This window comes from Agrobacterium sp. NPDC090273 (assembly GCF_044772305.1).
Lineage (GTDB): Bacteria > Pseudomonadota > Alphaproteobacteria > Rhizobiales > Rhizobiaceae > Agrobacterium.
The window spans coordinates 105,141-125,860 of record NZ_JBIVYN010000007.1; the positions used below are offsets into that span (position 1 = coordinate 105,141).

The following is a 20,720-nucleotide window of genomic DNA, read 5'->3' on the forward strand; positions in this document are numbered from 1 at the left end:
CGAAGCGGCCAGTCATTTCGTGCAAATCATCGGGTAGTCTCATCGCATGAAGCGCGGGACCACCCGATGCAGTCTCATGTGGTCTTAGCCCTTGAGGACTTCAACCAGTGTCTTGCCAAGGCGCGCCGGCGAGGGCGAAACCTTGATGCCTGCTGCTTCCATGGCAGCGATCTTGGACTCTGCGTCACCCTTGCCGCCGGAAACAACTGCACCAGCGTGACCCATGGTACGGCCCTTCGGAGCAGTACGGCCCGCGATGAAGCCGGCCATCGGCTTCTTGCGGCCCTTCTTGGCTTCGTCGATGAGGAACTGTGCCGCATCTTCTTCAGCCGCACCGCCGATTTCGCCGATCATGATGATCGAAGTGGTTGCTTCGTCAGCCAGGAACATTTCCAGCACGTCGATGAACTCGGTGCCCTTGACCGGGTCACCACCGATACCGACGGCCGTCGTCTGACCAAGGCCTTCGTTCGAAGTCTGGAACACAGCTTCGTAGGTCAGCGTGCCGGAGCGCGAAACGATGCCGACAGAACCCTTGCGGAAGATGGAGCCCGGCATGATGCCGATCTTGCACTCTTCCGGCGTCATGATACCTGGGCAGTTCGGGCCGAGAAGACGGGACTTCGAACGGTCGAGGCGAGCCTTGACGCGAACCATGTCCGCAACCGGAATACCTTCGGTGATGCAGGTGATGAACGGGATTTCCGCATCGATCGCCTCGATGATCGCGTCAGCGGCACCTGCCGGCGGAACGTAGATCACAGACGCGTCTGCACCGGTCTTTTCCTTGCCTTCGGCAACGCTTGCGAAGATCGGCAGCGTTTCGCCCTTGGAGCCAGTCCAGTTGGTGCCGCCCTTGGAAGGGTGGATACCGCCGACCATCTGCGTGCCGTAATAAGCAAGCGCCTGCTCGGTGTGGAAGGTGCCGGTCTTGCCGGTCAGACCCTGAACAAGGATCTTCGTGTCTTTATTGACGAGAATAGACATTAATTCAGATCCTTCAAAATTAGCCGTTCACCGCGGCAACGATCTTCTTGGCCGCATCGTCCAGATCGTCGGCTGCCGTGATAGCGAGACCGGATTCGTTCAGGATCTTCTTGCCGAGTTCCACATTGGTGCCTTCGAGGCGTACAACGAGCGGAACCTTGAGGCCCACTTCCTTCACCGCGGCGATAACGCCCTCGGCAATAACGTCGCACTTCATGATACCGCCGAAGATGTTGACGAGGATGCCCTCGACCTTCGGGTCAGCCGTGATGATCTTGAAGGCAGCCGCGACCTTCTCCTTGCCAGCGCCACCGCCGACGTCGCAGAAGTTTGCAGGCTCTTTACCGTACAGCTTGATGATGTCCATCGTTGCCATGGCGAGACCGGCGCCGTTGACCATGCAGCCGATGTTGCCGTCGAGCGCCACGTAAGCGAGGTCCCACTTGGAGGCTTCGATTTCCTTGGCGTCTTCTTCGGTTTCGTCGCGCAGCGCCTTCACGTCGTCGTGACGGAAAAGGGCGTTGCCGTCGAAGGAAACCTTGGCATCGAGAACACGCAGATGGCCATTTTCCATGACGATCAGCGGGTTGATTTCGAGAAGAGCCATGTCCTTCTCGTTGAACGCCTTGTAGAGGATCGGGAAGAGCGACTTCGCATCTTCAGCAGCAACGCCGGAAAGCTCGAGAGCCTTGCTGATGGCAGCGACATCAGCCTCGGTTACGCCAGCTTCCGGGTCGATCGCGATGGTGTGGATCTTCTCGGGCGTGTCGTGAGCAACGGCTTCGATGTCCATGCCACCTTCGGTCGAAACAACGAAAGCAACGCGACCAACAGAGCGGTCTACCAGCAGCGAGCAGTAGAGTTCGCGAGCGATGTCAGCGCCGTCTTCGATGTAGAGACGGTTGACCTGCTTGCCGGCGTCGCCGGTCTGCGCGGTAACCAGCGTGTTGCCGAGCATGTCCTTGGCGTGAGAAACAACTTCCTCGATGGACTTTGCCAGGCGAACGCCGCCCTTGGCGTCTGGGCCGAGTTCCTTGAACTTGCCCTTGCCGCGGCCGCCAGCATGGATCTGGCTCTTGACCACGTAGAGCGGGCCAGGAAGCTGCTTTGCAGCAGCTTCGGCTTCTTCGACCTTGAGAATGGCAACGCCTTCAGCAACCGGCGCACCGTAGCCCTTGAGGAGAGCCTTGGCCTGATATTCGTGAATATTCATGGAATAATCCCTGTTTGAGCCGCTTCGGCTATTACTTCAGCGACGGAGCGATGTTGACGCAGGCTTCGCAAAGACCTGCAACGGCACCGACGGACTTCTGGAAAGCAGCTTCCTCGTCCTTGTTCAGTTCGATTTCGATGATGCGCTCGACGCCACCGGCACCGATGATGGTGGGTACGCCGACATACATGTCGTCAACGCCGTACTGGCCGGAAAGGTAAGCTGCTGCCGGCAGAACGCGCTTCTTGTCCTTGAGGTAGGACTCAGCCATTTCGATTGCCGAGGCGGCCGGAGCATAATAGGCAGAACCGGTCTTCAGCAGACCAACGATCTCGGCGCCGCCGTCACGGGTGCGCTGAATGATCTGCTCGAGACGCTCAGCCGTGACCCAGCCCATCTTGACGAGGTCCGTCAGCGGAATGCCGCCAACGGTGGAGTAGCGAGCAAGCGGCACCATCGTGTCGCCATGGCCGCCGAGCACGAAGGCAGTGACATCTTGAACGGAAACATTGAACTCTTCCGAGAGGAATAGACGGAAGCGCGCGCTGTCGAGAACGCCAGCCATGCCGACGACCTTGTTCTTCGGCAGGCCAGAGAACTTCTGAAGTGCCCAGACCATTGCATCGAGCGGATTGGTGATGCAGATCACGAATGCGTTCGGGGCATATTTCTTGATGCCGGCGCCGACCTGCTCCATGACCTTGAGGTTGATGCCGAGAAGATCGTCGCGGCTCATGCCCGGCTTGCGAGCAACGCCTGCGGTGACGATGCAGACATCAGCGCCTTCGATGGCGGCGTAGTCGGAAGCGCCCGAGAGCTTTGCATTGAAACCTTCGACCGGGCCGGACTGGGCAATATCCAGACCCTTACCCTGCGGGATACCATCAGCAATATCGAAGAGGACGATATCGCCCAGTTCTTTCAGGCTGGCGAGATGTGCCAGCGTACCGCCGATCATGCCAGAACCAATAAGTGCAATCTTTTTGCGAGCCATCGAATGCTTCCTCTCGAGCTTCAATTCAATTTCACCACACAAAGTGGGAGGGCAAAATTGTCGCACCCCGATTAGCCCTATTGACCAGAATTGGCAACAGATTCTTTTGTGGCGAGTATTTTCAATCGTTTAGATGCATAATTTCTTACGTAAACGTAAGAAATTGCGTCACAAGAATGTCAAACTCGCTGCCGTTTTTCGTGGTGGAGAGCCAGATAATCCGCACTTCGCATTTCGAAAAGCCGCGAGGCGGTGCGATCGAATTCGAAACCTTCCGTGCCCTTGCGTTTGCCCAGAAGGTTTTCGGGCATAGCCGCCGCAGACGCAAAAAGCCGGACGCTGTGGTCGTATAGAGCGTCGATCAGGATGATGAAACGCTTTGTCTCATTGCGCTTGTCGGCATCGAGCAACGGAATGTGATCGACGAATACGGTATCGAAACGGTTGGCGATCGCCAGAAAATCGGAAGCGCCGTGTGGCTTCTCGCAAAGATCGGAGAAGGTAAACCGTGCAACACGGCCGGCAGCCTTCGGAACCAGAATGGAACGGCCCTTCATGGGGATTTCGGTGGGTGCAACCAGATGCCCCGCCGTCATATGCCGCCAGGCCATGTCCATTGCCTGATCGGCAGCGCCATCAAGCGGCGTCACGTAAACGGGCAGGCTCTCCAGCTTTTCCATTCGGTAGTCGGTAGGACTGTCGAGCGACACCACCTCGACATGTTTTTTGAGCAAATCCACAAAAGGCAGGAAAAGGCCGCGATTGAGACCATCCTTGTAGAGATTGTCAGGCACGACATTCGATGTCGTGACCAGCGTACAGCCATTGGCAAACAATTCGCTGAAAAGCCGCGCCAGGATCATCGCGTCAGCAATGTCCGTCACGGTGAATTCATCGAAGCAGAGAAGCTCCGCCTCAGCCAGAATTTGCGCTGCCACAGGGGGGATTGGGTCGGCCTGCTTGGTTTCACCGTTTTTCAGCTTCTGCCGATGTGCATGCACCCGGTTATGTACGTCCGCCATGAACTCATGGAAGTGGCAACGTCGCTTGGCCGCGACAGGTGCCATTTCATAAAACATGTCCATTAGCATTGTCTTGCCGCGCCCGACGCTGCCATAGACATAAAGTCCCTTCACAGCCGCTGAAGGCCCGGGCTTACGTGCAAACATCCAGCCAAGAGCACTTTTTTTCTTGGCAGGCTTGCGGGCCTTGAGATCTGTGAGGATACGATCGAGATGGGCTGCAACACCCAGCTGAGCAGCGTCCGCCTGCAAGGTGCCGGCTGCTGTCAGCGCGTTGAGCTGTTCAACGACACTATGATTGTAATCGGGCAATGGCTGCATGAGGACGCGCCCTCGGTGCGGACGCAAGGCTGCGTCCGCCAAGAAAGGGATTATCGGCTAAGGCTGAGCGGTTGACCGCTGTTCGTCGTACCGTCGAAACGTGCATCGGCACTTTTGTAAACGCGACCGATGGTGTTGCCGGAACGGTCCTTGAAGAGGACCATCTTGCCGGAAACTTCCCATGAGCCCATTGCCGTAAGTTCGCCTGCGCAGCCACGGGTGCCACCACGCGAACCGCTACCGAGGTTGGTGAGCGTCAGGAACATGTCGCAGCTTGCGCCTGCATTTGAAACGCGCCAGTTGCCGACCATGGATTCCTTGGTCACGTCAAGAGCGGCGGGCGGCGGAGCAGCCGAAGCGACATTGGTGCCACCGGGCGCCGCCGATGTCGGAGCCGTCGGGAACTGGCTGCCAGATGCGCCGCCGGGCGGAGGCAGGGCGCCAGACTGAACGGATGGAACGGGCTGTGCCTGAAGCGGCGGCGTGTAACCAGGGTTACCGCTGTTGTTGTTGTAATCGTAGGAGGTGCGCTGGCAACCGGCAAGGCTCATCACAACGGCGAGACCTGTTACCATATATCTGAATTGCATATCAAACTCCCGATTCTCTCGCTTCCGGAAAGACCATGTTCGAACAAGAAGACCGAATTATTACTAAAGCCTTATCGTAAGCAAGCGACGGCAACGATAATTGCCGTTTTAGTCGATTTTTACCGAAATTTCTCATCATTCGGTTGCGAAAAAAGGCCGCGGTTTTGCCCGCGGCCCTGATATTCCTGATTGCCGGAAACCGCCGTCAAACGCGACGCTCGACCATCATCTTCTTGATTTCTGCGATGGCCTTGGCGGGGTTCAGCCCCTTCGGGCAGGCCTGCGCACAGTTCATGATGGTGTGGCAACGATACAGGCGGAAAGGGTCTTCGAGGTTGTCGAGACGCTCACCGGTTGCCTCGTCGCGGCTGTCGATCAGCCAACGATAAGCCTGCAGCAGAACAGCCGGGCCGAGATAACGGTCGCCGTTCCACCAGTAGCTGGGACAGGAGGTCGAGCAGCAGGCGCAGAGAATGCACTCGTAAAGGCCGTCAAGTTTCTGACGATCTTCATGGCTCTGTTTCCATTCCTTGGCAGGCGTCGGGGAAACCGTCTTCAGCCAGGGTTCGATCGAACGATGCTGGGCGTAGAAGTTGCTGAGATCAGGAACGAGGTCCTTCACAACCGGCATGTGCGGAAGCGGATAGACCTTTACGGTACCGTTGATCTCATCCATGCCCTTGGTGCAGGCGAGTGTGTTCGTGCCATCGATGTTCATCGCGCACGAACCGCAAATTCCTTCGCGGCAGGACCGGCGCAGCGTCAGCGTCGGATCGATGTTGTTTTTGATGTAGAGAAGCGCATCGAGAACCATCGGGCCGCAATCCTCGACATCGATGTAATAGGTATCGATGCGCGGATTCTGACCGTCGTCAGGGTTCCAGCGATAGACCCGGTATTCGCGAACATTCTTGGCGCCGTCCGGCTTCGGCCAGACTTTGCCTTCGTTGATCTGAGAGTTTTTGGGGAGAGCAAGTTCAACCATGTCCAATTCCTCTCAAATCAGTAGACGCGCGCCTTCGGCGCGATCTTCTTGGGATCGATGCCATCGGCGATCAGTTCGGTGTGAACAGGGCGGTAGTCGAGCTTCACGTCGCCTTCCGGGCTGACCCAAGCGAGCGTGTGCTTGCGCCAGTTGACGTCGTCACGACCGGCAAACGGGCCGTCCACGAAGTCTTCACGCGCATGCGAACCGCGGCTTTCCTTGCGGGCTTCTGCGCCGTAAACCGTGGTGATGGCGTTGGCCATCAGGTTATGCAGTTCCAGCGTTTCGACCAGATCGGAGTTCCAGACCATCGAGCGGTCGGTGACCTTGACATCCGGCAGTTCCTTCCAGATCGCCGAGAGCCGGCGGCAACCGCTCTCAAGCGATTCCTGTGTACGGAACACCGCAGCGTCGTCCTGCATGGCGCGCTGCATCTTGTCGCGCAGAACAGCGGTTGGCGTTGCGCCATTGGCGTAACGCAGGCTGTCGAAGCGCTCCATGATCTTGTCACAGGCTGCAACGTTCAACGCCGGTACCGGCGCTGCACGGTCAATCACCTCTGCAGCGCGGATTGCCGCCGCACGGCCGAACACAACGAGGTCGATCAACGAGTTGGAACCGAGACGGTTAGCACCGTGAACCGATGCACAACCGGCTTCACCCACAGCCATTAGGCCGGGAATGACACGCTCTGGATTGCTGCTGTCAGCGTTCAGCACTTCGCCCCAATAGTTGGTCGGAATGCCACCCATGTTGTAGTGAACCGTCGGCAGAACCGGGATCGGCTCGCGCGTCACATCCACACCGGCAAAAATCTTGGCGCTTTCGGAGATACCCGGAAGGCGCTCGTGCAGGATCGCCGGATCGAGGTGATCCAGATGCAGGAAGATGTGGTCCTTGTTCTTGCCAACGCCACGGCCTTCGCGGATTTCCATGGTCATGCAGCGGGACACGACGTCACGCGAGGCAAGATCCTTGGCGGAAGGCGCGTAACGCTCCATGAAGCGCTCACCTTCGGAGTTGACGAGATAACCGCCTTCACCGCGTGCACCCTCGGTGATCAGGCAGCCTGCGCCGTAGATACCGGTTGGGTGGAACTGAACGAATTCCATGTCCTGAAGCGGAAGGCCCGCGCGTGCGATCATGCCGCCGCCGTCGCCCGTGCAGGTATGCGCAGAGGTCGCCGAGAAATAGGCGCGGCCGTAACCGCCGGTGGCCAGAACGACCATCTTGGCGGAAAAACGATGGATCGTGCCGTCATCAAGGTTCCAGGCGACGACACCGGTGCAACGGCTGCCGTCATCCGACATGATGAGGTCGAGCGCGAAATACTCAATGAAGAATTCCGCGTTGTTGCGCAGCGATTGGCCGTAAAGCGTGTGCAGGATGGCGTGACCGGTACGGTCGGCTGCGGCGCAGGTGCGCTGCACCGGCGGGCCTTCACCATAGTTCTGCATGTGGCCGCCGAACGGGCGCTGGTAAATCTTGCCTTCGGCGTTACGCGAGAACGGAACACCATAATGCTCAAGCTCATAGACCGCCTTGGGCGCTTCCATGGCGAGATACTGCATGGCGTCGACGTCGCCGAGCCAGTCAGAGCCCTTCACGGTGTCGTAAAGGTGCCACTGCCAACAGTCGGGCGTCATGTTGGTCAGCGAAGCGGCAATACCGCCCTGAGCCGCGACCGTATGCGAACGCGTCGGGAAAACCTTGGTGATGCAGGCCGTGCGGAACCCCTGCTCGGCCATGCCGAGCGTGGCGCGAAGACCAGCACCGCCGGCACCAACAACAATCACATCATAGGAGTGATCGACATAGGTGTAGGCCTTGCCATTCTGGGAAGGTGAACTTGGAGATGCCATGACCGGATTATCCTGCGAATGCGATTTTCAGAATGGCGAAGACGCAAAGGCCGCCAACCAGAATCGCGAAAAACGTATTGAGCATCAGAAGAACGAGCTTCGGGACCTCGGCGTGAATGTAGTCTTCAATGATCACCTGCATGCCGAGCTTCATGTGGATGAGGCCGGAAACGACCACCAGACCCATGATCACCGCAACAAGCGGGTTCGACAGCGCAGCGGCGACGTCCGCATAGGGAGCGCCAGCATACTTGATCAGGAAGATCACGAAAAAGATCAGCAGAGGAACGTTGGCAACAGCCGTGACGCGCTGACGCCAGAAATGCTCTGTGCCTTCCTTGGCGGAGCCAAGACCGCGGACCTTGCCGAGAGGTGTACGCATATCCATGAAAATATCTCCTCAGCGCACGATCAGGGCGATAACCCAGATCAGCGCGGTCAGACAGATCGACACGACGAAGGAAGCCTTCGCAAGCTTGGTCGTGAAGTGCTTGTCGAAACCGTGCCCCAGGTCCCACATGAAGTGGCGCAGACCGCCCAGCAGGTGATGAACAAGCGCCCAAGTATAACCGATCAGGATGAGCTTGCCGATGATCGTGCCCATCGCCCAGTCGACCCAGGCGTAATAAGCCTCGCCGGTCGAAATGGCGATCAGCCACCAGGCGACGAGTAGCGTGCCGAAATACAGTGCGCCGCCCGTAATACGGTGCACGATGGATGCAGCCATCGTCGGAATCATCTTGTAGACTTGAAGATGCGGCGACAAAGGCCGATTATTTGTCGTGTTCGCCATCAGAACCTCGCGGCGTTTTCCCGTGCGCTCGCAACTGCGAACGCCCCCAAGCAACAGCACATGACGAAAGAATGTGCATTGCACCAACCGCGACGTTTAATCGCATGGGAACATCACCACAAGCAGATTCCACGGTCGATTCGAATTTAATCGATTGGGGCGGACGATTTTTTGCAAAAAAAGTGTCGCAAAAATAAAAAGTCGAGCGTTTCCAAGATCACCAGCCCGAAATTTTTGACCTTTACGTAAATCAAAAATGCTGTAATTTACATTTTGTTAACTAAAAAAACCGGAGAAAAAGGATCATGTTACTGCGTCGAATCGCCGGCTTCTCCCTTGCATCTACAAGCCTCATTTTCACGATTTTGCCTTCCGCGTCAGCAGAGAATTTCAGCTATCGCCATTATAATCGGCACCAACAGCAGCAGACCAGCTTTTCAACCGATGGTCTGCCCTCCACGCTCCCCGGCGGCACCTACAGCGGTGCTATTGCCGCGCTGAGAGTCCGTGGCAACGGCAACTACTTTGCCATTGGCGGTGGTTTGTCCTCTGGAAACAGACCCGCTTCGATCGGATTGCAGCCTGCCCCGAGAGCCAAAATCATCAAGGTGGATGCCGTAACGGCGAACGAAGCCTGTGCCTGGGAGCATGGCGTCTGCGTGATCCGCCCATGAGCGACCTGCTTCAATCCGTTGAAAAACTCTCTCTGCGCCGAACTCAGACAAACCGCCAGACGGTTGTCTTCTTGATTTCGCTGTCTTCCAGCGCACGCGTCACCGGCACCTGATAGGTTGCCATTGCCTCAAGGCGATCTTTCGGAAGATAAGCTCGGCCGGGATCACCGACCAGAACGGTAACGCCCTGTGTCGCCAGATGCCTTAACCAAGGCACCAGCAGATCAGCGAAAGAACGGTCATAAAACACGTCACCGGCAAGCAGCACCTCGGCGCCGATGTCCTGACCGATGAGATTGGCCGCCGAAAACGCAACATCGACGCCGTTCAGCGCAGCATTCAAAGCCACCGACGCTCCCGCCCAGGGATCGATATCGACAGCCTCCACCGCTGCAGCCCCGGACATCGCGGCTGCAATGGCAACCATGCCCGAGCCGCTTGCGAAATCCAGCACGCGCTTTCCCCGCACACTTTCAGGATGATCGATAACGAAGCGGGCAAGTCCCTGCCCGCCCGCCCAGGCAAAGGCCCAGAAAGGCGGTGGCAAACCGATCTCCTCCAGCTCCTCTTCCGTCTTCAGCCACAGATCATGGGCCTCTGTCGCCAGATGGAGCTGCAGTTCCGGCACATGCGGAGGGCGCATGATGCCGGTGTTGTCGAGGATGAAACGTTCGGGATCGGTTTTCACGCCTTCAGCATCATTCTGGCGAAAGAGGAGGATTGTCGAGACCACCCATGCGGCAGACCTCGAAATATTCCTCTTCGGTCACCGGCTGCACAGAAAGCCGCATCGAGGTGACCAGCGACATGTTGGCAAGCTTAGGATTCGCCTTCACGTCCTTCAGAGAGACGGACTTCGGCATGTCGCGGACAGCCTTGATATGTACACAGTCCCAACGGGCATCGCCTTCCGCAGTGGAATCCGGCCGCGACAGCTCGCAAACCTCAACGATGCCGACGACATCCAGCCCCTCATTGGAGTGATAGAAGAAGCCCTTGTCGCCAATCTTCATGGCGCGCATGTTATTGCGCGCCTGATAGTTGCGAACGCCGGTCCACTCCTCACCCTCTTCGCCCTTGGCTTTCTGCTGCTCCCAGGACCATTTGAACGGTTCAGATTTGTACAGCCAGTAATTCGCCATCGCCAATTACGCTCCCGGATTGTTGAAGACCCAGTTGTAGGGCTTTACATCAACGCTCTCGAACAATCCTGCCTTAGCATAGGGGTCGGCATCGGCCAGCGCCTTGGCAGCATCGACATCCGCTGCTTCGACGATAACCAGGCTGCCATTCGGCTTGCCGTCGCTATCCAGAAACGGGCCGGCGATCTTCAGCGTGCCCTCGGCATTCAGCTTGTTCAGGTGCTCCAGATGCGCCGGACGCGTATCCATGCGCACGTTCAGATGGCCAGGCTTGTCCTTGCAGATAAAAGCAAACAGCATTCTCGTCTCCTCATTTGGCCTGCCAACCTTATTCGGTGGTGATCGGCCGTGTCATCAATTGTTGCATGGCGCTTGCCACGTCCAGATTGCCGTCGATGATGGCTGCAACAGCTTCCGTCACGGGCATATCGACTGAATATTGTGCGGCAAGTCGAGCCGCGACGGCAGCTGCAAAAGCGCCTTCTACCAGACCACCGGACGCGTCCTTGCCTTCATCGCGGCCGAGCGCGATACCGAAACGCAAATTTCGTGATTGATGGCTGGTCGCCGTTAACACCAGGTCGCCAAGCCCCGAAAGACCACGCACCGTATCCGCCTTGCCGCCCATGGCAACAACGAGACGCGACATTTCCGCAAGCCCGCGAGAAATGAGTGCAGCGCGGGCAGAATCGCCAAGCCCGGCGCCCTCAACGATCCCGGCAGCAATGGCCAGCACATTCTTCAAGGCGCCGCCGAGCTGTACGCCGATACGATCGGCGGATGCATAGAGACGGAACGTCTTGCCGCTGATGGTTGCTGCCAGCCTCTCCGCAACAGCCACCTCTTCGGCGGCAATCGCCATTGCGGTTGGTAGTCCACGGGCGATATCGGCAGCAAATCCAGGACCGGAGAGAACCGCGACCGGATGGTGCGGCAATTCTGCTTCAAGAAGCTCAGTCAAAAGCCGACCAGAGGCGCGATCGATGCCCTTGGCGCAGGTGACAATGACGGCATCCCTGGCAAGATAGGGGCCATAATGTCGTGCTGCATCCGCATGCGCTTGCGACGGCATGGCGAAAAGGACGATACCGGCATCGGCGAGCACATTTTCTTCTGCCGAAAATGCCAGCGCATCCGGCAGACTGACACCCGGCAACGCCGCCTCATGCACCCTGTCGGATCGAAGATCGGCCATCAGCGCCGGATCACGACCAAGCAGCGTGACGTCATGGCGGTTTTCCAGCGCGACGACCACGGCCAGCGCGGTTCCGAAGGCACCTGCGCCAATCACGACGATTTTTTCACGCTGCATCAGGCCTTGGCTCCTCTTTTGCCGAACCCGATCAGGGTTTCCGCATTGGCATCAAGCGGCCAGCGCGAACGCGGTTGAATATCGAGCGAATCCGGCTTACGGCCATCGGCCATACGTTCCAGACCCGCCCAGGCAATCATCGCAGCATTGTCGGTACAGAGATGGTGTGGTGGCGCAACGAAGCGGAACCTGTAGCTATCGCACAGCGCCTGCAATGTGCTTCGAATTTCCTGATTGGCAGCAACCCCGCCAGCCACCACCAATGCCGGTTCGCCAGCGATATCCGTAAACTCCTCGCGGAACCTAGCAAGCCCACGGCCGATACGGTCCTTCAGGGTACGCGATACGGCCTTCTGGAACGAAGCGCAGATGTCGGCAATGTCCTGATCGGAAAGCGGCGCAATGGCCGTCGCTGCCTGCCGCACGGCCGTTTTCAAACCGGAGAAGGAGAAGTCCAGCCTTGTTTCGCCGACCATTGGACGGGGCAGCGAAAATCGGTCCGGATTTCCTGTCGCTGCAGCTTTCTCGACGGCAGGTCCACCTGGATAAGGCAGCCCCAGAAGTTTCGCCGTCTTGTCGAAGGCCTCGCCCAGCGCATCGTCGATGGTCGTGCCCCAGCGTTCATATTGCCCCACGCCACGAACAAGAACGAGCTGCGTGTGACCGCCGGAGACCAGCAACATCAGATAGGGAAAAGACAGACCATCGGTCAGACGCGCCGTCAGCGCGTGGCCTTCCAGATGGTTGATCGCATAAAGCGGCTTGCCGGCCGCCTTGGCAATCGCTTTGCCGGTCATCAAACCGACGATCAGGCCACCGATCAAACCTGGCCCGGAGGTGGCGGCGATGGCATCAACATCGGCCAGGGTCACGCCTGCCTGCTCGAGTGCTTCCTCGACAAGCGTGTCGAGCGCTTCAACGTGAGCACGTGCAGCAATTTCCGGCACCACACCGCCATAAGCGCTGTGTTCGTCGAGCTGCGACAAAACGACATCCGAAACGATCTCTCCACGCCCGTCGGCATGGCGAACCACCACGGATGCAGCGGTTTCATCACAGCTCGTCTCTATGCCAAGGATACGAAGAAAGGAGGCCATCAACCTGTTCGTTCATTGCGATCAAAGGGAAACTTAGGTACGGAAACACCCGGTAACAATGGATAGACGCGGATGCAAACAAAACCTTTCCGAATCGGCACACGCGGCAGCCCTCTGGCGCTAGCGCAGGCCTATGAAACCCGGAACCGTCTGATGTCAGCGCATGCACTGCCGGAAGACATGTTCGAAATCGTCGTCCTGTCGACCAAGGGTGACCGCATCACCGATCGCGCTCTATCCGAAATCGGTGGCAAGGGCCTGTTCACCGAGGAGCTGGAAAACCAGCTTGCCTCCGGCGAACTGGATATTGCCGTCCATTCGTCCAAGGACATGCCAACGATCTTGCCTGAAGGGCTGCACCTTTCCGCATTTTTGCCGCGCGAAGACGTCCGCGACGCCTTTATCGGCCGCACCGCGCCGAAACTGCTGGAATTGCCACAGGGCGCCGTCGTCGGTTCGGCCTCGTTGCGGCGTCAGGCCCTGATACGCCGACTGCGCCCGGATCTGAACGTCATCGTTTTCCGCGGTCTGGTCGATACGCGCCTGCGAAAACTTGCGGAAGGCGATGCCGATGCGACATTGCTCGCCTTTGCGGGATTGAAGCGTCTCGGAAAAGAGGCGGTTCCGACGGAAATTCTCGATCCGAAGGAATTTCCTCCTGCACCCGCGCAAGGGGCGATCTGTGTAGAAAGCCGCATCGGCGATACGCGCATTGATGAATTGCTGGCCGCGATAAATCACAAGCCGACATTTGATGCGGTGACGTGCGAACGCGCGTTCCTCGGCGCGCTGGACGGCTCTTGCCGCACTCCAATCGCCGGCCTTGCCGTTTGCGATGATGGCGAACTTCATTTCCATGGCCTGATCCTTACGCCCGATGGCCAGACAAGCCACAGCGTCGAGATATCGGGCAAATGTGCGGATGCCGCATCGCTGGGTCGAAAAGCCGGGGAAGACGTTCGCTCCAGAGCGGGCTCCAGTTTCTTCGAAGGGTGGAGCTAGGCTCATGCGGATCGTCGTCACCCGGCCGGAACGTTCCGGCGAGAAGACGGCGGCAAAGCTGAAGGCGCTGGGCCACGATCCAGTGCCTTTGCCCCTGTTCCATCCGATCCACCATGGCGACCTGGCCGAGGCGGCTCTCGCCGCGCCAAAATCCGCACTCGCAGTCACCAGCGCCGAAGCGATCCGGGTGCTGAAACCGCTCGGCACGTCACTCACCCCGTATTTCACGAAGCCGATCTTTGCTGTTGGCGAGGCAACCGCTGACGCCGCAAGGCAGGCAGGTTTTCAAAACATTTTCACCGCTGCTGGCGACGGGAAATCGCTGGCAACGCTTGTGGTGGAAAATCGCGCCCTGTTGTCGCGCAGCGAACCACTGCTTTATCTTGCCGGCACACCGCGTGCCCCTTCCTTCGAAGCAGGACTTCAGTCAGCCGCCATCGCATTTACGGTGGCCGAGTGCTACGAAATGCGGGAGAATGATTTTAGCCCTGACATCTGGGATGCGGCGCTTGTCTCTGCAAAAGTGGATGTGATTCTGCTTTATTCGGCCGAGGCGGCGCAGGCTTTTTTTCGCATCGCAACAAAACCGCCTTATGCTTCAGCGTTGGCGGGCACACGCTTCATCTGCATGAGCGAAAACGTGAAAGCCCATATCCCCGATGCTTTTAGCGCCCAGACCCGCACGGCAGCGACGCCAAGCGAGGCTACAATGTTAGAAATCTTGCACGCCATCGCAGGAACCTAATTCCCTCTCGCCTCTTTCCTTTGCCGTCATCACTGACTAGGTTTAGACTATTGCAGGCAGAAATGAGGTTGTCATGGTATCGGGAAAGCCGCCACGCCACTCCAAGTCCAAAGCCGAGCCAGTCACGATTGATCTGGACGCAAAGGATGTGACGGAAATCGGCAAGGAAAGCCCACCGACGCCGGAGGCTTCAGTCTCCACCGACCAGACCGAGACGCCGAAAAACGCTCCCGCCGATACCGCCGGGACGGAAAACGTCAAATCTGAAGCGCCTAAACCCATCTGGGATCAACCGGTCAGGACACCGATCGAACCACAACCCAACGTCGGGACGACGGAAGGCGTAAAGGTAGACGGGCCGAAGCCGGAGGCCACTGCCAAACCGGTTTCGAGTGCAGAACAGAAACCGGAGCAAGCCAAGACAGAGCCGCCAAAACCACAAGCGACGAAGCCGTCGCCCGAGACGAAAAGCTTTGGCGCCACGACACCCCCACCGAAAAAAGGCGAGCCGGGCCGTTCGAACAATTCCGGCTTGATTGCAGCGGGTATCGTCGGCGGCCTCGTTGCCCTTCTTGCGGCGGGCAGCATGCAATATGCCGGTTACCTGCCACCATTCTCCGGAACGAGCAGCTCTGCCGAAGAACTGAATGCGCTGAAAACACAGATTGCCAACCTGCGCGAGCAGGTCGCCAACACGCCAGCAGCCACGACCGATACATCCGCCCTGGAGCAGCGCATCGCGGCCCTTGAAAGTGGCGGCAGTGCCGATACCTCTGCGCTGTCTGAAAAAATCGCCGCGCTGGAAACCGCGTTGCAATCGCAGACGTCGGCGCAGGGTTCGGCAACAGAAGACCTGACGCGACGTCTTGGGGAAGCTGAAGCGAAGATCAACGAACCACGTGACGATATCGAAGTCGCCCGTGCCATCGCATCGGCAGCGTTAAAGGCGGCAATCGACCGTGGCGGTCCTTTCCTAACCGAACTCGACACACTCGCCAAGGTGACACCAGATGACCCGGCCATTGCGTCCTTGAGATCATTCGCCACGACAGGCGTTCCGTCCCGCGCCGAGCTGCTTCGAAACTTCCCCGATGTCGCCAACACCATGCTGTCGGCCATCAATCAGCCTGATCCCAATCAGGGGATCGTTGAGCGCCTGACGGAAAGCGCCTTCTCGCTGGTCAAGGTCCGCCCCGTCGGAAACATCGAGGGAGAGACCCCTGATGCCGTCATTGCGCGTATGGAGAACAAGCTTCGCAATGGCGATCTCCAGGGCGCAGCGCTTGAATGGGATACCTTGCCCGATGCGGCCAAAACCGTATCCGCCGACTACAAGAAATCTCTGTATGCACGCATTAACGTCGAGAATCTGGTGGGTGATACGCTGAACCGCGCCATTGGCAGCACTGGCAAGCAGGGGTAAGGGCATGACCAGAATTTTGACTTTCGTCGCTATCGTTCTGGCTCTTGGTTTCGGTTTTTCCTGGCTGGCAGACAGACCTGGCGTCCTGTCGATCGTCTGGCAGGGACAGCTGATTGAGATGAGCCTGATGGTTGCGGCATCCATCGTCGCAGCACTCGTTGCCGTCGTCATGCTCGTCTGGTGGGTCGTCAATGCGATCTGGACCTCACCGAATGCAGCACGGCGTTATTTCAGGGCCCGCAAGCGTGATCGCGGCTATCAGGCCTTGTCGACGGGCCTGATTGCGGCTGGTGCCGGCAACGCGCTTCTCGCCCGCAAGATGACGGCGCGGACGCAAGGCCTGCTTAACGCCGACCAGGAACCTTTGATCCATCTGCTTGAAGCACAGGCAGACCTCATCGAAGGGAAATACGACGCCGCACGCCGCAAGTTCGATGCGATGGCGCAGGACCCTGAAACACGCGAATTGGGCCTTCGTGGTCTCTACATCGAAGCCCGGCGACAGGGCGCTCATGAAGCAGCCCTGCAATATGCCGAAGATGCCGCCGAAAAAGCACCCTATCTGCCCTGGGCAGCGCAGGCGACGCTGGAAAACAAATGTCGCAACAATCAGTGGGATGACGCTATCCGTCTTCTCGATCAGCAAAAAGCAGCAGGTGTCATCGAACGTGGCGAAGCCGAACGCCTGAAAGCCGTACTCTTGACGGCAAAAGCCGGCGAAAAGCTCGAAAGCGATCCGGTTGGCGCTCGAGACGATGCCAAGCAGGCGTTGAAGCTGGCGAAAACACTGGTTCCCGCTGCTCTCGTTGCGGCGAAATCCTATCTGCGCGAAGACAACCTTCGCAAGGCCGCTTCTGTTCTTGAGCCGGTATGGAAAAGCAGCCCGCATCCGCAAATCGCCGAACTCTACGTTCGGGCCCGCAGCGGCGACACGGCAATAGACCGCCTCAAGCGCGCCGAGCGACTGGAAAGCCTCAAGCCGAACAACATCGAGTCGCTGTTTGCGGTGGCGCAAGCCGCCCTCGACGCCAAGGAATTTGCCAAAGCGCGCACGAAGGCCGAAGCCGCAGCGCGTATCGAGCCTCGGGAAAGCATTTTCCTGCTGATGGCGGACATCGAGGAAGCGGAAACCGGTGATCAGGGGCGAGTGCGCTACTGGATGGCGCAGGGACTGCGTGCACCACGCGATCCGGCCTGGGTTGCAGACGGCATCGTCTCGGAAAAATGGCTTCCAGTCTCGCCTGTTACCGGGCGCCTGGATGCGTTTGAATGGAAGGCACCGTTCGGCCAGCTCGAAGGACCAGTCGAAGACGTCGGCATCGACCATGCTTTGGCAGCGGCTCCTGCAAAGTCGGAACCTGCGCCGAGAATTGTTGTCGAAAATGAGCCTCCGCGCAAAGACAACGACATCACGGTTACCCAAAAACAACCCGAGACCGTGGAGATCAAACCCGCTGTGGTGGCCGTGAAGGAACCAGAAAAGGCGCCAGCGCCTGCACCGGCTGCGCCAATCAACGGCGATGCTGAACCCGTTCCCTTTTTTGGCGGCGCACCCGATGATCCGGGTGTGAAAAAACCGGGCAGCGAACCGGAAGCCAAAACCAGGCTCAAACTTTTCTGAGAGCACAAGGACAGATATGCTCAACCGTATCCAGTCGTTTTTCCAAACCCTTGTTGGCCCGCACACCGACGACTTCAGCCCCGATGATTTGAGAGTAGCTGTTGCCGCGCTCTGTTTTCAGGTGATGGAGGCAGACGGCACTGTTTCAAAGAGCGAGCGGAATCGTCTCCGCGAGATCCTTCAGGACTATTATCACCTGGACTCCGGAAAACTCGACGCCCTGCTTGCTGCGGGGCAGGAAGCAGGCAAGGAAGCCGTCGATTATTATCGCTTCACAATCGATATCCGCCGTCACCTCGATGAGGATCAGCGTATCGAGCTTATTGGTATACTGTGGGATATTGTTTACGCTGATGGTGAGCGAAGCGAGATGGAAGACCACGTGATCTGGCGTGTTGCCGATCTTCTCGGTGTTTCTGCTCGTGACAGGGTTCTGCAACGTCAGCAGGCAGCCACGCGGTCATTGCCTTCTGAAGAAAGCGAAAACGACGAAGATGCTGTTTGACCCCTCCCGGCAACAGAGAAGACAACCATCGATCCTCATCGTTCTGCATCAGGAGCGTTCAACGCCGGGGCGCGTCGGGCAGATGCTGTTGGAAAAAGGCTACAGGCTCGATATCCGGCGCCCCGCGCTCGGGGACGACCTGCCGACGACGCTGGAAAAACATGTCGGCGCCGTCATCTTCGGTGGACCGCAGAGCGCCAATGACCACCATGATTATGTAAAGACCGAAATCGACTGGTTGAAGGTGCCTCTGAAGGAAAACAAGCCATTCCTCGGCATCTGTCTCGGTGCGCAAATGTTGTCCAAGCATCTGGGCGGCAAGGTTGAGGCCGACAAGGAAGGCAAGGTCGAAATCGGCTGGTATCCGCTGCATCCCACGGAACATGGCCGTCTGCTGATGCCGCACTGGCCGAAAATGGTCTATCATTTTCACAAGGAAGGTTTCGAGCTTCCACGCGGCGCAGAATTGCTTGCCGCTGGCGACACCTATCCGCATCAGGCTTTCCGCTACGGAAAAAATGCCTGGGGACTGCAGTTCCATGCGGAATTGACACGCGCCATGATGCATAGCTGGGTGGTGCGCGGTGCGCAGCGTTTCGGCATGCCGAACGCACAGGTGGGCAGTCAGCATCTCGAAGGACGCATGTTGTTCGACACGCCGCTTCGCGCGTGGCTCGGCAACTTCCTCGACCTGGTTTTTGAGGGCAAGCCGCAGCGCTGATGAGGCGAAGCGCTTTTAATCCTTCGGCAGGTCCAGACTGTCGATTTTCCGCAACTTGGAAAAACCGAGCGCCCATATAACCGCAACGGCGAGCGTTCCGGCACCGCCTATGACGACCGCCGGTACAGCCCCGAAGACATGTGCCATCGTACCGGCGCGGAATTCGCCCAATTCATTGGATGCACCGACAAATACGGAATTGACGGCGTTGACACGCCCACGAACCTCATCCGGCGTCCAAAGCGCGATCAGTGTTTCACGCACGTACACGGACACCATATCGGATGCGCCCATGACAACCAGCGCCGCGATAGAGAGCCACGCTGTGTCAGAAAGGCCGAAGACCACCGTCGAAACCCCGAAAAATCCGACGCCGACAAACATCAGCAAACCCGCATGGTGACGGATCGGTTTGAAAGCGAGAATGACGGCAACGACAATCGCGCCGATACCTGGAGCAGCGCGCAGAAGCCCTAGTCCCCATGGCCCCAGTGTCAGCACTTCCTTGGCGAAAATCGGCATCAGAGCAACCGCACCACCGAGCAGAACTGCAAACAGATCGAGCGAAATCGCGCCGAGAACCACCTTCTCCTGCGCTATGAAGCGGAAACCCGCCAGCATGCTCTCAAGGCTGACCGCTTTTGCGGGGCTGCGCTGCTCGGGCTTGCGGATGATAAAAGCAAGAATGGCAGCAAGCGCAAAAAGGGAAAATGCCACCCCGTAAGCCAGGGAGGCACCCACACCGTAAAGCAGGCCACCAACCACAGGACCAAGAATGGAGGCCATCTGCCAAGACGACGAATTCCACGCCACCGCATTTGGCAGATCTTCAACCGGGACAAGATTGGGTCCGAGCGACTGAACAGCAGGCCCCATGAATGCGCGCTCAATACCGATTACCACCAGGATGGCGAAGACCGGCCAGGGTGCGAAGGTATGGGTGAGCGTCAGACCAAGCAAAGCAGCGGCGCACACGGCAGCAACGATGAAACCAATCGCCATGATGAGTCGGCGATTGTGCCTGTCGGCAACCGTACCGGTAACGAGGATCAGAAGCAGCGATGGCAAAAACTGAAAAAGACCGATCAGACCGAGGTAGAAGGCATTTCCCGTCACCTCATACATTTGCCAGCCAACTGACACGCTGACGATCTGAAACGCAAACGCCGCGAAAAACCGGGCCGTGAAGAAACGACGGTAGGAACTATGCCGGAATGCGCCGAAACGGTTTTCGGCAGAAATCAGTGACATCGGCTGAGCGCTCTCGATAATATGAGGGCTTTCCCATAGAAGGATATCACAAGAATCGCCAGCACTGTTTGGGCAACACTTGCCGGTTAACGCGCCAATGTCTAAATGTCTTGCAACGAAGACACGGAGATATTGATGCTTGCCCTGTTTCAGACAATCGATCTGGCCCTGAACCTCTTTGTATGGGTGCTGATTGCCAGTGCTATTTTTTCCTGGCTCTATGCCTTTAACGTCATCAATTCCCGAAACCAGTTCGTGAATGCGATCGGCAGCTTCCTTTACAACATTACGGAACCGGTTCTGCGTCCCATTCGTCGCATCCTGCCCAATCTCGGCGGCATAGACATTTCGCCGGTGATCCTGCTGCTGATCATCTTCTTCATCCGCTCCTTCATGTGGAACACGCTTTATCCAGCGCTTGTCTGAAGCAGAGTGCCCGAGAGCGTTGATCGCGATATTC

General features: G+C 58.0%; 23 protein-coding genes. 8 read left to right on the forward strand and 15 right to left on the reverse strand.

Annotated features, from left to right (window positions below; genetic code table 11):
* Positions 1-84: 84 nt before the first annotated feature.
* The 9 genes from sucD to sdhC form a co-directional block, all read right to left on the reverse strand.
* Positions 85-987: a succinate--CoA ligase subunit alpha gene (gene sucD, locus ACIQT8_RS18835; RefSeq protein ID WP_138795307.1), complete on the reverse strand. Its 903-nt coding sequence runs from the start codon at positions 985-987 to the stop codon at positions 85-87.
* A 19-nt stretch (positions 988-1,006) separates the two neighbouring features.
* Entirely contained in the window at positions 1,007-2,200 is a 1,194-nt protein-coding gene (gene sucC, locus ACIQT8_RS18840) for an ADP-forming succinate--CoA ligase subunit beta (protein WP_138795306.1), read from the reverse strand.
* A gap of 31 nt (positions 2,201-2,231) precedes the next feature.
* A complete protein-coding gene (mdh, locus tag ACIQT8_RS18845) occupies positions 2,232-3,194 on the reverse strand; it encodes a malate dehydrogenase (protein ID WP_138795305.1) in 963 nt (320 codons plus the stop codon).
* Between the two features lie 179 nt (positions 3,195-3,373).
* The gene (gene zapE, locus ACIQT8_RS18850) at positions 3,374-4,537 is read right to left on the reverse strand and encodes a cell division protein ZapE (protein WP_138795304.1); all 1,164 of its coding nucleotides are present in this window, start codon (positions 4,535-4,537) and stop codon (positions 3,374-3,376) included.
* A 50-nt stretch (positions 4,538-4,587) separates the two neighbouring features.
* Positions 4,588-5,127 carry a protease inhibitor Inh/omp19 family protein gene (locus ACIQT8_RS18855; RefSeq protein ID WP_138795303.1) on the reverse strand — a complete coding sequence of 180 codons (540 nt, stop codon included), beginning with the start codon at positions 5,125-5,127 and terminating at the stop codon, positions 4,588-4,590.
* Positions 5,128-5,332: 205 nt separating this feature from the next.
* Complete coding sequence (locus ACIQT8_RS18860; RefSeq protein ID WP_138795302.1) at positions 5,333-6,112, reverse strand: succinate dehydrogenase iron-sulfur subunit; 780 nt, start codon at positions 6,110-6,112, stop codon at positions 5,333-5,335.
* 17 nt (positions 6,113-6,129) lie between these two features.
* Positions 6,130-7,974 (reverse strand): succinate dehydrogenase flavoprotein subunit, encoded by a 1,845-nt coding sequence (gene sdhA, locus ACIQT8_RS18865; RefSeq protein ID WP_138795301.1) that lies wholly within the window; start codon positions 7,972-7,974, stop codon positions 6,130-6,132.
* A gap of 7 nt (positions 7,975-7,981) precedes the next feature.
* A complete protein-coding gene (gene sdhD, locus ACIQT8_RS18870) occupies positions 7,982-8,362 on the reverse strand; it encodes a succinate dehydrogenase, hydrophobic membrane anchor protein (protein WP_138795300.1) in 381 nt (126 codons plus the stop codon).
* A 12-nt stretch (positions 8,363-8,374) separates the two neighbouring features.
* Positions 8,375-8,767 carry a succinate dehydrogenase, cytochrome b556 subunit gene (sdhC, locus tag ACIQT8_RS18875; protein WP_138795299.1) on the reverse strand — a complete coding sequence of 131 codons (393 nt, stop codon included), beginning with the start codon at positions 8,765-8,767 and terminating at the stop codon, positions 8,375-8,377.
* 305 nt (positions 8,768-9,072) lie between these two features.
* Here sdhC and ACIQT8_RS18880 point away from each other — a divergent pair, with 305 nt between their 5' ends.
* Positions 9,073-9,441: a hypothetical protein gene (locus ACIQT8_RS18880; RefSeq protein ID WP_400968283.1), complete on the forward strand. Its 369-nt coding sequence runs from the start codon at positions 9,073-9,075 to the stop codon at positions 9,439-9,441.
* Positions 9,442-9,484: 43 nt separating this feature from the next.
* Here the strand turns inward: ACIQT8_RS18880 and ACIQT8_RS18885 are convergent, their stop codons facing one another.
* From ACIQT8_RS18885 to tsaD, 5 genes are read right to left on the reverse strand one after another with little or no spacing between them, the layout of a single operon-like run.
* A complete protein-coding gene (locus tag ACIQT8_RS18885; RefSeq protein WP_400968285.1) occupies positions 9,485-10,129 on the reverse strand; it encodes a class I SAM-dependent methyltransferase in 645 nt (214 codons plus the stop codon).
* A gap of 10 nt (positions 10,130-10,139) precedes the next feature.
* A complete protein-coding gene (locus ACIQT8_RS18890; protein WP_138795296.1) occupies positions 10,140-10,583 on the reverse strand; it encodes an EVE domain-containing protein in 444 nt (147 codons plus the stop codon).
* Between the two features lie 6 nt (positions 10,584-10,589).
* Positions 10,590-10,883: a YciI-like protein gene (locus tag ACIQT8_RS18895; protein WP_400968288.1), complete on the reverse strand. Its 294-nt coding sequence runs from the start codon at positions 10,881-10,883 to the stop codon at positions 10,590-10,592.
* A gap of 28 nt (positions 10,884-10,911) precedes the next feature.
* Positions 10,912-11,895, reverse strand: coding sequence for an NAD(P)H-dependent glycerol-3-phosphate dehydrogenase (locus ACIQT8_RS18900; RefSeq protein ID WP_400968291.1), 984 nt, complete (start codon positions 11,893-11,895; stop codon positions 10,912-10,914).
* Positions 11,895-12,992 (reverse strand): tRNA (adenosine(37)-N6)-threonylcarbamoyltransferase complex transferase subunit TsaD, encoded by a 1,098-nt coding sequence (gene tsaD, locus ACIQT8_RS18905; RefSeq protein WP_400968294.1) that lies wholly within the window; start codon positions 12,990-12,992, stop codon positions 11,895-11,897. The genes ACIQT8_RS18900 and tsaD overlap by 1 nt, the downstream gene beginning before the upstream one ends.
* A gap of 72 nt (positions 12,993-13,064) precedes the next feature.
* Between tsaD and hemC the strand changes: the two genes are divergently transcribed.
* The 6 genes from hemC to ACIQT8_RS18935 all read left to right on the forward strand — a co-directional run bounded on the left by hemC (position 13,065) and on the right by ACIQT8_RS18935 (position 19,009).
* Positions 13,065-13,994 carry a hydroxymethylbilane synthase gene (hemC, locus tag ACIQT8_RS18910; protein WP_400968297.1) on the forward strand — a complete coding sequence of 310 codons (930 nt, stop codon included), beginning with the start codon at positions 13,065-13,067 and terminating at the stop codon, positions 13,992-13,994.
* A gap of 4 nt (positions 13,995-13,998) precedes the next feature.
* Complete coding sequence (locus ACIQT8_RS18915; RefSeq protein ID WP_400968300.1) at positions 13,999-14,739, forward strand: uroporphyrinogen-III synthase; 741 nt, start codon at positions 13,999-14,001, stop codon at positions 14,737-14,739.
* Positions 14,740-14,812: 73 nt separating this feature from the next.
* Entirely contained in the window at positions 14,813-16,162 is a 1,350-nt protein-coding gene (locus ACIQT8_RS18920) for a mitofilin family membrane protein (protein ID WP_400968303.1), read from the forward strand.
* Between the two features lie 4 nt (positions 16,163-16,166).
* On the forward strand, positions 16,167-17,783 hold the full coding sequence (locus tag ACIQT8_RS18925) for a heme biosynthesis protein HemY (RefSeq protein WP_400968306.1): 1,617 nt from the start codon (positions 16,167-16,169) through the stop codon (positions 17,781-17,783).
* Between the two features lie 16 nt (positions 17,784-17,799).
* Complete coding sequence (locus tag ACIQT8_RS18930) at positions 17,800-18,288, forward strand: TerB family tellurite resistance protein (protein ID WP_138795288.1); 489 nt, start codon at positions 17,800-17,802, stop codon at positions 18,286-18,288.
* Positions 18,278-19,009, forward strand: a complete 732-nt coding sequence (locus ACIQT8_RS18935; protein WP_400968310.1) for a glutamine amidotransferase — start codon at positions 18,278-18,280, stop codon at positions 19,007-19,009. Before ACIQT8_RS18930 ends, ACIQT8_RS18935 begins: the two co-directional genes overlap by 11 nt.
* A gap of 15 nt (positions 19,010-19,024) precedes the next feature.
* Here the strand turns inward: ACIQT8_RS18935 and ACIQT8_RS18940 are convergent, their stop codons facing one another.
* Positions 19,025-20,260, reverse strand: coding sequence for an MFS transporter (locus tag ACIQT8_RS18940; protein ID WP_400968313.1), 1,236 nt, complete (start codon positions 20,258-20,260; stop codon positions 19,025-19,027).
* Positions 20,261-20,395: 135 nt separating this feature from the next.
* Here ACIQT8_RS18940 and ACIQT8_RS18945 point away from each other — a divergent pair, with 135 nt between their 5' ends.
* The gene (locus tag ACIQT8_RS18945) at positions 20,396-20,686 is read left to right on the forward strand and encodes a YggT family protein (RefSeq protein WP_138795285.1); all 291 of its coding nucleotides are present in this window, start codon (positions 20,396-20,398) and stop codon (positions 20,684-20,686) included.
* Positions 20,687-20,720: the final 34 nt, after the last annotated feature.

Coding starts and splice junctions, on each gene's coding strand:
- sucD (WP_138795307.1), bottom strand. CDS start 987: ATGTCTATTCTCGTCAATAAAGACACGAAGATCCTTGTTCAGGGTCTG.
- sucC (WP_138795306.1), bottom strand. CDS start 2,200: ATGAATATTCACGAATATCAGGCCAAGGCTCTCCTCAAGGGCTACGGT.
- mdh (WP_138795305.1), bottom strand. CDS start 3,194: ATGGCTCGCAAAAAGATTGCACTTATTGGTTCTGGCATGATCGGCGGT.
- zapE (WP_138795304.1), bottom strand. CDS start 4,537: ATGCAGCCATTGCCCGATTACAATCATAGTGTCGTTGAACAGCTCAAC.
- ACIQT8_RS18855 (WP_138795303.1), bottom strand. CDS start 5,127: ATGCAATTCAGATATATGGTAACAGGTCTCGCCGTTGTGATGAGCCTT.
- ACIQT8_RS18860 (WP_138795302.1), bottom strand. CDS start 6,112: ATGGTTGAACTTGCTCTCCCCAAAAACTCTCAGATCAACGAAGGCAAA.
- sdhA (WP_138795301.1), bottom strand. CDS start 7,974: ATGGCATCTCCAAGTTCACCTTCCCAGAATGGCAAGGCCTACACCTAT.
- sdhD (WP_138795300.1), bottom strand. CDS start 8,362: ATGGATATGCGTACACCTCTCGGCAAGGTCCGCGGTCTTGGCTCCGCC.
- sdhC (WP_138795299.1), bottom strand. CDS start 8,767: ATGGCGAACACGACAAATAATCGGCCTTTGTCGCCGCATCTTCAAGTC.
- ACIQT8_RS18880 (WP_400968283.1), top strand. CDS start 9,073: ATGTTACTGCGTCGAATCGCCGGCTTCTCCCTTGCATCTACAAGCCTC.
- ACIQT8_RS18890 (WP_138795296.1), bottom strand. CDS start 10,583: ATGGCGAATTACTGGCTGTACAAATCTGAACCGTTCAAATGGTCCTGG.
- ACIQT8_RS18895 (WP_400968288.1), bottom strand. CDS start 10,883: ATGCTGTTTGCTTTTATCTGCAAGGACAAGCCTGGCCATCTGAACGTG.
- ACIQT8_RS18900 (WP_400968291.1), bottom strand. CDS start 11,895: ATGCAGCGTGAAAAAATCGTCGTGATTGGCGCAGGTGCCTTCGGAACC.
- tsaD (WP_400968294.1), bottom strand. CDS start 12,992: ATGGCCTCCTTTCTTCGTATCCTTGGCATAGAGACGAGCTGTGATGAA.
- hemC (WP_400968297.1), top strand. CDS start 13,065: ATGCAAACAAAACCTTTCCGAATCGGCACACGCGGCAGCCCTCTGGCG.
- ACIQT8_RS18915 (WP_400968300.1), top strand. CDS start 13,999: ATGCGGATCGTCGTCACCCGGCCGGAACGTTCCGGCGAGAAGACGGCG.
- ACIQT8_RS18920 (WP_400968303.1), top strand. CDS start 14,813: ATGGTATCGGGAAAGCCGCCACGCCACTCCAAGTCCAAAGCCGAGCCA.
- ACIQT8_RS18925 (WP_400968306.1), top strand. CDS start 16,167: ATGACCAGAATTTTGACTTTCGTCGCTATCGTTCTGGCTCTTGGTTTC.
- ACIQT8_RS18930 (WP_138795288.1), top strand. CDS start 17,800: ATGCTCAACCGTATCCAGTCGTTTTTCCAAACCCTTGTTGGCCCGCAC.
- ACIQT8_RS18935 (WP_400968310.1), top strand. CDS start 18,278: ATGCTGTTTGACCCCTCCCGGCAACAGAGAAGACAACCATCGATCCTC.
- ACIQT8_RS18940 (WP_400968313.1), bottom strand. CDS start 20,260: ATGTCACTGATTTCTGCCGAAAACCGTTTCGGCGCATTCCGGCATAGT.
- ACIQT8_RS18945 (WP_138795285.1), top strand. CDS start 20,396: ATGCTTGCCCTGTTTCAGACAATCGATCTGGCCCTGAACCTCTTTGTA.